General features: G+C 68.7%; 9 protein-coding genes and 1 pseudogene. 6 read left to right on the top strand and 4 right to left on the bottom strand.

Annotated elements, in window-relative coordinates; translation table 11 throughout:
• Positions 1-845, top strand: an 845-nt coding sequence (locus AC2VOR_RS03250; protein WP_486963197.1) for an oxidoreductase, incomplete at its 5' end; no start/stop codon positions are given.
• 4 nt (positions 846-849) lie between these two features.
• On the opposite strand, the gene AC2VOR_RS03245 is transcribed toward AC2VOR_RS03250, so the two are convergent.
• Positions 850-1,827, bottom strand: a complete 978-nt coding sequence (locus AC2VOR_RS03245; protein WP_486963196.1) for an SAM-dependent methyltransferase — start codon at positions 1,825-1,827, stop codon at positions 850-852.
• 53 nt (positions 1,828-1,880) lie between these two features.
• Positions 1,881-2,447: a YbhB/YbcL family Raf kinase inhibitor-like protein gene (locus AC2VOR_RS03240; protein WP_486963195.1), complete on the bottom strand. Its 567-nt coding sequence runs from the start codon at positions 2,445-2,447 to the stop codon at positions 1,881-1,883.
• Positions 2,448-2,541: 94 nt separating this feature from the next.
• Here AC2VOR_RS03240 and AC2VOR_RS03235 point away from each other — a divergent pair, with 94 nt between their 5' ends.
• Positions 2,542-2,985 (top strand): MarR family winged helix-turn-helix transcriptional regulator, encoded by a 444-nt coding sequence (locus AC2VOR_RS03235; protein ID WP_486963194.1) that lies wholly within the window; start codon positions 2,542-2,544, stop codon positions 2,983-2,985.
• A gap of 33 nt (positions 2,986-3,018) precedes the next feature.
• Here the strand turns inward: AC2VOR_RS03235 and AC2VOR_RS03230 are convergent, their stop codons facing one another.
• The gene (locus AC2VOR_RS03230; RefSeq protein ID WP_486963193.1) at positions 3,019-3,264 is read right to left on the bottom strand and encodes a hypothetical protein; all 246 of its coding nucleotides are present in this window, start codon (positions 3,262-3,264) and stop codon (positions 3,019-3,021) included.
• A 224-nt stretch (positions 3,265-3,488) separates the two neighbouring features.
• On the opposite strand from AC2VOR_RS03230, the gene AC2VOR_RS03225 reads away from it, so the two are divergent.
• From AC2VOR_RS03225 to AC2VOR_RS03210, 4 genes are read left to right on the top strand one after another with little or no spacing between them, the layout of a single operon-like run.
• A complete protein-coding gene (locus AC2VOR_RS03225) occupies positions 3,489-4,355 on the top strand; it encodes an SDR family NAD(P)-dependent oxidoreductase (protein WP_486963192.1) in 867 nt (288 codons plus the stop codon).
• A gap of 15 nt (positions 4,356-4,370) precedes the next feature.
• The gene (locus AC2VOR_RS03220; protein WP_486963191.1) at positions 4,371-5,291 is read left to right on the top strand and encodes a ferritin-like domain-containing protein; all 921 of its coding nucleotides are present in this window, start codon (positions 4,371-4,373) and stop codon (positions 5,289-5,291) included.
• 2 nt (positions 5,292-5,293) lie between these two features.
• On the top strand, positions 5,294-6,784 hold the full coding sequence (locus tag AC2VOR_RS03215) for a flavin-containing monooxygenase (RefSeq protein ID WP_486963198.1): 1,491 nt from the start codon (positions 5,294-5,296) through the stop codon (positions 6,782-6,784).
• 14 nt (positions 6,785-6,798) lie between these two features.
• Complete coding sequence (locus tag AC2VOR_RS03210) at positions 6,799-7,731, top strand: MerR family transcriptional regulator (RefSeq protein WP_486963190.1); 933 nt, start codon at positions 6,799-6,801, stop codon at positions 7,729-7,731.
• Here AC2VOR_RS03210 and AC2VOR_RS03205 read toward each other — a convergent pair.
• Positions 7,718-7,920, bottom strand: a pseudogene (locus tag AC2VOR_RS03205) (acyl-ACP desaturase); the annotation flags it as partial. The gene AC2VOR_RS03210 and the pseudogene AC2VOR_RS03205 overlap by 14 nt on opposite strands.

Here is a 7,920-nt window from a genome sequence, read left to right as displayed (position 1 = left end):
GGTGGCGGCGCGTCGTCGACGCCGTCCACGGCGAGGGCGCCACGATCGCCGCCCAGCTGTGGCACCAGGGCGCCCAGCGCGACGACGCCGACGGCGTCGTCCCGGTCAGCCCGTCGGGCGTCGACGGGCTCGGCAATCCCAAGGGCCGCGCGCTCGAGATCGAGGAGCTGCCCCGGGTCGCGCACCTGTACGCCGACAGCGCCGCCACCGCGCGGGCCCTCGGATTCGACGCCGTCGAGATCCACGGTGCCCACGGCTACCTGCTGGACGAATTCTTCTGGGAACGAACCAATCTGCGCACCGACGGGTACGGTGGGTCGCTGTCGGCGCGCACCCGCTTCCCCGCGGAGGTCGTCGCCGCGGTCCGCGCCGCCGTCGGCCCGGACTACCCGATCATCTTTCGCTTCTCGCAGTGGAAGGGCACCGACTACACGGCCACGATCGCCGAGGACCCCACCCAGCTGCAGGAGTTGCTCTCCCCGCTGGTCGAGGCCGGGGTCGACATGCTCCACCCCTCCACGCGCAGGCACTACGTGCCCGCGTTCCCCGACTACGACGGCGAGTTGAGCCTGGCCGGGTGGGCCAAGAAGGTCACCGGGCTGCCCGTCATCGCCGTCGGTTCCGTGGGGCTGGAAACGCAGTTCCGCAGCGAGAAGCGGGGCCAGGTGATCCAGCCCGCACCCGTCGACCGCCTGGTGGAGCAGTTCGACGCCGGTGAGTTCGACATCGCGGCGATCGGGCGCGCGCTGCTCGCCGACCCGGGCTGGGTGAACCGCCTGCGCAACGGCGAGCTGGATGGGTTCACCGGCTACGACCCGGCGACGGCGCTGGCCGCACTGACCTGACGACTCATGTCGCGGTGGTGCCGAGGGTCCCGCTGACGAAGAGCGTGTCTCCGAGGCCGATGTCGTCGTCCTCGATGGGCGGAAGGTCGTTGGCCGCAAGCAGTTCTCGGATGCTGTTTCCGTTCAGCGCCCAGCCGCGGGCGGCCAGGTATGGGGCGGCTTCGTTGCGCTCACCAAAGTAGACGAGGGCGGCCATGTCGGGATCGAAACCGTGGGCGGCCCAGCGTTCGGAGATACGGCGCATGTGCCCTTTCATCTTGTCTTCGCCGCCCGGCCGAGCATTGGGGGTGCTTTCGGTGGCGAGCCGGCTTCCGGGCGCGCTGAGGTCGGTCACCGTGTCCAGCAGGCGGTCCTGGGCTTCTGGCGGCAGATAGCCCAGCAGGCCTTCGGCGCTCCACGCGGTCTGCCGGGCGGGATCGAACCCGGCGGTGCGCAGTGCGGTGGGCCAATCGTCGCGCAAATCGACTGCTACCACGCGCCGCTCGGCGGTGGGTACGGCACCCATCTCGGCCAGAGTGCGCGTTTTGAACTCGACGACCTGGGGCTGGTCGACCTCGTAGACCACGGTCCCGGTGGGCCACGGCAGGAGGTACGCGCGAGAATCCAGCCCCGAGGCCAGGATCACCACCTGTGCGACGCCCGCGTTCGTGGCGTCCAGGAAGAACTCGTCGTAGAACTTGGTGCGCACGGTGGCGGCGTCGATCAGTACCTGGTCGATGTTGTGGGCCAGCCCGGCGGGTGCGGTGGACGCCACGGGGCCGTCGGGAGCGTCGGTCAGGTCGTCGGGGTTCACCTCGCCGGTCGCCAGCCGGGTCAGCAGGTCCACCCCCACCGCCCGGACGAGCGGCTCGGCGAACGGGTCGTTGATGAGCCGCTTTTCGGCGCGAGTCGCGCGGGCCCGGGCCACCGCGACCATCGTCGCGGTCGCCCCGACGCTGGAGGCCAAATCCCAGCTGTCCCCGTCGCGTCTGTCGGCGGTCATAGGGTGCTCCTATCGAATATGTTGGGCCGCAACGGTCATGGGCCGTGCGGAGATCAGCGGATTTCGTGCGTTCCGTCGAGGCGGGCACGGCCGAGGACGTGACCCGCGACGGCCGCAACGGCCTGGTCAACGGTGCACCTTTCCGGCAACCCGGAGGGCCGGCCGAGGGCGAAGAGCTGGAACACGTAGGTGTGAGGGCCGTGCGATCGCAGCGGCAGAGGCCCGGCCCAGCCGCGGCGGCCGAGCGCGCCTTTGCCGTGCCGGACACCGGGTATCGGGCTCGGGTTGGCCAGGGCGTTCTCCGGAAGGCCGTTCAGTGACGGATCGATGCCCACCGCGAGCGCATGGGTGGCCGGCTTGCTTGCGGGGGCGTCGGGATCCTGGACGATGAGCGCCAGCTCGACGGTGCCGGACGGCGGCCGGGTCCAGTGCAGGGCGGGCGAGACGTTCGCGCCGAACAGCCTGCCGCGGTGCTTGTCCGGGATGGGCGCCCCATGCTCGAAGGCGGGGCTGGTCAGGGTGAAGTTCTCCGCGACATCCAGGCCTGGTCGGGCCCAGACGAGGGTGTGGTGGCCGGCACGCCGGTTGCGCAGTGCGACGCCCAGGGGGTTGGCGGGCATGGCTTCGACTCCTCGGGTGTGACTCCGCGGGCTCAGACGCGTCGGTGAACTTCTTTAGGTATAAGAAATATCTCTTTAGGTATATTAATGAGCGATGGAGACAGACGCAACCACTGGGCCCGACGGGGGCGACCTGGGCGCGCACGTACGCTCCGCCGTCGGACGGCTCTACCGCCGCTTCCGCAGCGAGCGACCCGAGGGCAGCCTCGGAGACGCGGCGCTGGCGGTGCTCACCCACCTGCACAAGCACGGCCCGTTGACGCTCACCGAACTCAGCGATTACGACCGCGTTTCCCCGGCCTCGATGAGCCAGACCGTGAATCGCCTCACCTCGGCGGGATACGCCGTACGCTCCCGCGACCCGAAAGACGGGCGAAAGGTGCTCTTCAGCGCCACCACGGAGGGCGACGCACTGGCCGGCGCCGCGAAAATGCAACGCAACGCCTGGCTCGACGAACGGCTCGACGCCCTCAGCGCCGCGGACCGCGCGGTGATCGCCCGCGCCGCAACACTTTTCGCTACGATCGCCGACTCCTGACGGCCGGCGGGAAGCCCGGCGCGCGAAAGTCCGCTAGTCGGAAAAGGGTTGGGCCAGGCCCGCGACGAACAGATCGATCATGCCGTGCACGTCGTAGTCGGGATCGGCCTCCACCCCGATGCACAGGTTGCCGACGCCGTGCAAGAAATCCAGCGGCCGTACTTCGCCGCGCGGAAGACCTTTGGCCGCAGCGGCTTTCAGCAGACAATCGCATACGGGTAGCAACCGTTGCAGGAATTCGGCATGTAAAGCGTCGAAGCCGGCCTGGTCCGAGCGCAACACTCGATGCCATCGGCGGACGAGTGATCGCGCGCGCCAAGCTGGAAGGCACCTACGAAAGCCGCTGATGCCTCGGGCAGCGCCCGGACGGACCGCTGGCACCGCGAACCGGCTGAGGTTCCCCCGATTCACCGAACCGGGCCTCGCGCCCGCTGCTCGTCGCACAAGCATGCCACCCAAAAGCTGCCATTGACTAATGTCACCATTTGCGGTTGACTCCGTTCATGGCGAGTGGCCTTCCGGTGCCGAGGATCTTCGGGCCGCGGAAACGCACCAGCCACCGTGCGCGGGCGGTGATCACCGGCGCCGGCAGCGGGATCGGTGCCGCGTTCGCCGCCGAACTCGCCCGCCGCGGCGGCGCGGTCGTGTGCAGCGACATCGACGAATCCGCCGCCCAACGCACCGCCGACGCGATTACGGACCGGGGCGCGAGGGCGACCGCGCTGCGCTGCGACGTGTCGAACATCAAAGACGTCGAGGCGCTGGCCAAGCGGTCGCAGGAATGGTTCGGCGGGCCGCCGACTCTGGTGATCAACAATGCCGGTGTCGGGGCCGGCGGCGCCGCGATCGGCGATGTGCCCCTGGACGATTGGAAGTGGACGCTGGGGATCAACCTGTGGGGCCCCATTCACGGCTGCCACGTGTTCACCCCGATCCTGCGCGACGCGGGGCCAGCACCGGCTCCCCGCGGCATCATCAACGTCGCCTCGGCCGCGGCGTTCGGCGCGGCCCCCGGCATGGCGGCCTACAACGTCAGCAAGGCCGGGGTGCTGTCGCTGTCCGAGACCCTCGCAGCCGAGCTGTCCGGCACCGGCATCACCGTCACGGTGCTGTGCCCGACGTTCGTCAAGACCAACATCGTCGAATCCGGCCGCATCAGCGCCGAATCCAGCGAGCTGGCCACACGGTTGATGCGCTGGACGGGGATGGCGCCCGACAAGGTGGCCCGAGCCTGCCTGGACGCCAACGACCGCGGCGAGCTGTACTGCCTGCCGCAGCTGGACGCCAAGATCGGCTGGAACGTCAAAAGGATTGCACCACCGGCCTACACCCGAGCGGCCGGGCTGCTGTCCCGCGTGAACATGCACTGAACAGGAGGGGGACCCGTGGCCATCGACATGCAAGCCATGCTCGCCAAGATCAAGGACCGCCAGTGGGCGCTGGCCGACATCGACTGGGACGGCCCCGGCGCCGAAACCATCCGGCCCGAGTTCCGCCCCAAACTGAAGGCGTTCATGGCCGACCTGTGCTGGATCGAGAACGTGGGCGCCCGCGGCTTCGCCGCGCTGGCCAGAAAGGCCCCCGACCCGACTCTGGCCGAGATCTACCGGTACTTCCACGCCGAGGAGCAACGTCACGCCAACGCCGAGATGGCGCTGATGAAGCGCTGGGGCATGCTCGACGACGGCGAACTGCCCGAGCCGAACGTCAACATCCGGCTGGCGATCGAGTGGCTGGACTCGTTCGCCGACAGCATGCCGCTGTCCGTCCTGGGCACCGTCATCCCCATGCTCGAGGTCGCCCTGGACGGCGCGTTGCTCAAATTCCTGCTGGACACGGTTCAGGACCCGGTGTGCCACCAGGTGTTCGAGAAGATCAACAACGACGAATCCCGGCACATCGCCGTGGATTTCGAGGTGCTCGACCTGATCGGGCATGCCAAGACGCGCCGGCTGGCCATCGAACTGGTCGGCCGCGTCGCCTCGCCCGGCCTGATCATCGGCATGCTCATGTACGTCCCCCTGCTCAAGCGCATCTACGGCGAAATGGCCGGAATGGGCCTGGAACCGGAGCGGCTGAACAACGCCGTCAACCGCTTCAAGCAACTCGGCGAACGCGGCGAGCACACCTGGCGGGTGCCGACCTATCAACTGCTCAAGCGGCACGCCACGATGGTGGTCAACCCACGACACCCCTATCAGATCCTGGCCGGTTCCATGGTGTGGCTGTCGGACCGCTACCCCAGACCGCTGCTGCGGCCGGTGCCCAGCTGGTTCAAGGAACTCACCTACCGGCCGGCGGCGTGACCGTGGCCGACGTCCACGCAGTGCTGATCGTAGGTGGCGGCTTCACCGGTCTCGGTGCGGCAATTCGTCTGGCGGAGTCGGGGATTGACGACGTCGTGATCCTCGAGCGCGCCGACGGCGTCGGCGGAACCTGGCGCGACACCAAGTATCCGGGCGCGAGCTGCGACATCCCCTCGCTGCTGTACTCCTACTCGTTCGTCCCCAACCCCGCGTGGTCGCGGACGTACTCACCCGCCCCGGAGATCTGCCGCCACCTCGAGGACATGGCGACCACGTTCGACCTGCGCCGCCGCATCCGATTCGGCACCGAGGTCGGCGGGCTGGCCTTCGACGAGGACACCGGCGTGTGGACCGCGACCACCAAGGACCACAAGCAATTCCGCGCCCGCACGGTGGTGCTGGCCTCCGGCCCGCTGTCCGACGCCAGCTTTCCCACCATCCGGGGGCTGGACAGCTACCGGGGGCACAAGATCCACAGCGCCCGCTGGGACCACGCCTACGATTTCGCCGGGAAGCGGGTCGCCGTCGTCGGCACCGGCGCCAGCGCCGTCCAAATCGTCCCCGAACTCGTGCGGCAGGCCGAGTTCGTGAAGGTCTTCCAGCGCACCCCGTGCTGGGTACTGCCCCGCCTGGACGTTCCCACGCCGCCGGCCCTGCAGGCGTTGTTCGCCAAAGTGCCCGCCACCCAACAGCTTGCGCGCCAGGCCCTGTTCTGGGGCCACGAGGCCAGCGCCACCGCCCTGGTGTGGAACACACCGCTGACGTCGCTGGTCGCGCGGACCGGGCGCGCACACCTGCGCAGCCAGGTCAAAGATCGGTGGCTGCGCCGACAGCTGACCCCGGATTTCCGGCCCGGCTGCAAGCGGATGCTCGTCTCCAGCGACTACTACCCCGCCCTGCAGCGCGACAACTGCAAACTCATCGACTGGCCCATCGCCACACTGAGCCCGGCCGGCATCCGCACCAGCGACGGCATCGAGCACCACCTGGACTGCATCGTGTTCGCCACCGGCTACGACGTCCACCTGACCGGCCCGCCGTTCGGCGTCACCGGGCTGGGCGGCCGGTCACTGGCCACCGAATGGGCCGGTGGCGCACAGGCCTACAAGAGCATCAACGCTCACGGCTTCCCGAACCTGTTCTTCATGACGGGCCCCAACTCCGGACCCGGACACAACTCGCTGCTGGTCTACATCGAAGGCCAACTCGACTACGCGGTGCGCGCCATCACCGCCATCCTCGACAACGACCTGCGCTACCTCGACGTGCGCGCGGACGTCCAGCGCCGCCACAACCAAACCCTGCAGCGCCGACTCGCCAAGACCACCTGGATGTCGGGGTGCCGCAGCTGGTATCTCACCGACGACGGATTCAACGCCTCGATGTATCCCGGTTTCGCCACGCAGTATCTTCGCCAGATGAGGAATTTCCGCTACGAGGACTACGACGCGATCGCGCGCCACACCAGGGCCCGCGTCGCGTCGCCGGCCTGATACCGGACGTCCCCATGGCGACCGACCGACCGCGACCGGAGCCCGGCACCATCGCCAGCGTGCTGCACAACCTGCGGCGCGCACCCAAACGGGTGCGGCGCCAGTCGCGCGAATACCGCCAGATCCTGGAATCGGCGGTGACGCAACTGTTCGACGTCGCCGCCCGCCACCCGCACGGAATCGCGGCGCCCGGCGAGTACCGCATCGACGACCTGGCCCGGCTGGCCGGCACCACGACCCGCAACATCCGGGTCTACCGCGACCGCGGACTGCTGCCGCCGCCGCTGCGGGTCGGCCGCATCGCCCTCTACAACGACACCCACCTGACCCGGCTACGCCTGATCACCTCGATGCTCGAGCGCGGATACAACATCGCCCACGTGCGCGAGATGCTCAGCGCGTGGGAGGAGGGCAAGAGCCTCGGCGACGTGCTGGGCCTGGAGACGGCCATCGTGGGCACCTGGGCCACCGAGAAGCCGCAGACCATGCCGCTCACCGAAGCCCAACGCCTCGTTGACGATTCACGCGCTTTCGAGCGGCTGGTCGCACTGCAGGTGGTCCGCGTCGACGGCGCGCAGGCCACCGTCACCCGGCCCAAGCTGATCGAGGCGTTCAACGAGATCCGCGGCTACGGTGTCCGCCTGGACAAGCTGATCGACCTGCACGAGCAGATCGTGCCCGAGATCGACAAGGTCAGCGACATGCTGGTGCGGGCCGGCGCCGAACACGTCATGGACCGCATCAAGCCGGGTCAGCCGCTGCCGGCCGACGCCGAGATCGCCGAGTTGATCACCATGTTGATCCGGTTCCGCACCCAGGCGGTCGCGACCGTCACCGCCACGCTGGCGGCGTCGATCGAATCCAGCATCGAGTCATTGGTCAGCCGCATCCTCGCCGACTACCTCGAACGGTCCGGCGAAGCCGAGCCGAAAGTTAGTGCCCACTGAGCGTCAGCGTCCCTTGAGTTTTGAGCACCTTACTCGCGGTGATCCTCTCGGTCCTGCGAGCCTCGCGCTCCAGGTAGCGCTGCTTGGACTCGTCGAACTTGGCGCCGGCCTCCTCGAGTTCCTTGATCAGCAGACCCAGGTCGTCGCGCATCCACGCGGCCTCGCCGGTGAAGTCCTCGCGTTCGAAGA

It is taken from the genome of Mycobacterium sp. TH-M103, from assembly GCF_057473785.1.
Note: the sequence above shows the minus strand (reverse complement) of the source record. Positions and strands in the feature narration are given on the sequence as shown.

Coding starts and splice junctions, on each gene's coding strand:
- AC2VOR_RS03240 (WP_486963195.1), bottom strand. CDS start 2,447: ATGCCCGCCAACCCCCTGGGCGTCGCACTGCGCAACCGGCGTGCCGGC.
- AC2VOR_RS03235 (WP_486963194.1), top strand. CDS start 2,542: ATGGAGACAGACGCAACCACTGGGCCCGACGGGGGCGACCTGGGCGCG.
- AC2VOR_RS03210 (WP_486963190.1), top strand. CDS start 6,799: ATGGCGACCGACCGACCGCGACCGGAGCCCGGCACCATCGCCAGCGTG.
- AC2VOR_RS03225 (WP_486963192.1), top strand. CDS start 3,489: ATGGCGAGTGGCCTTCCGGTGCCGAGGATCTTCGGGCCGCGGAAACGC.
- AC2VOR_RS03245 (WP_486963196.1), bottom strand. CDS start 1,827: ATGACCGCCGACAGACGCGACGGGGACAGCTGGGATTTGGCCTCCAGC.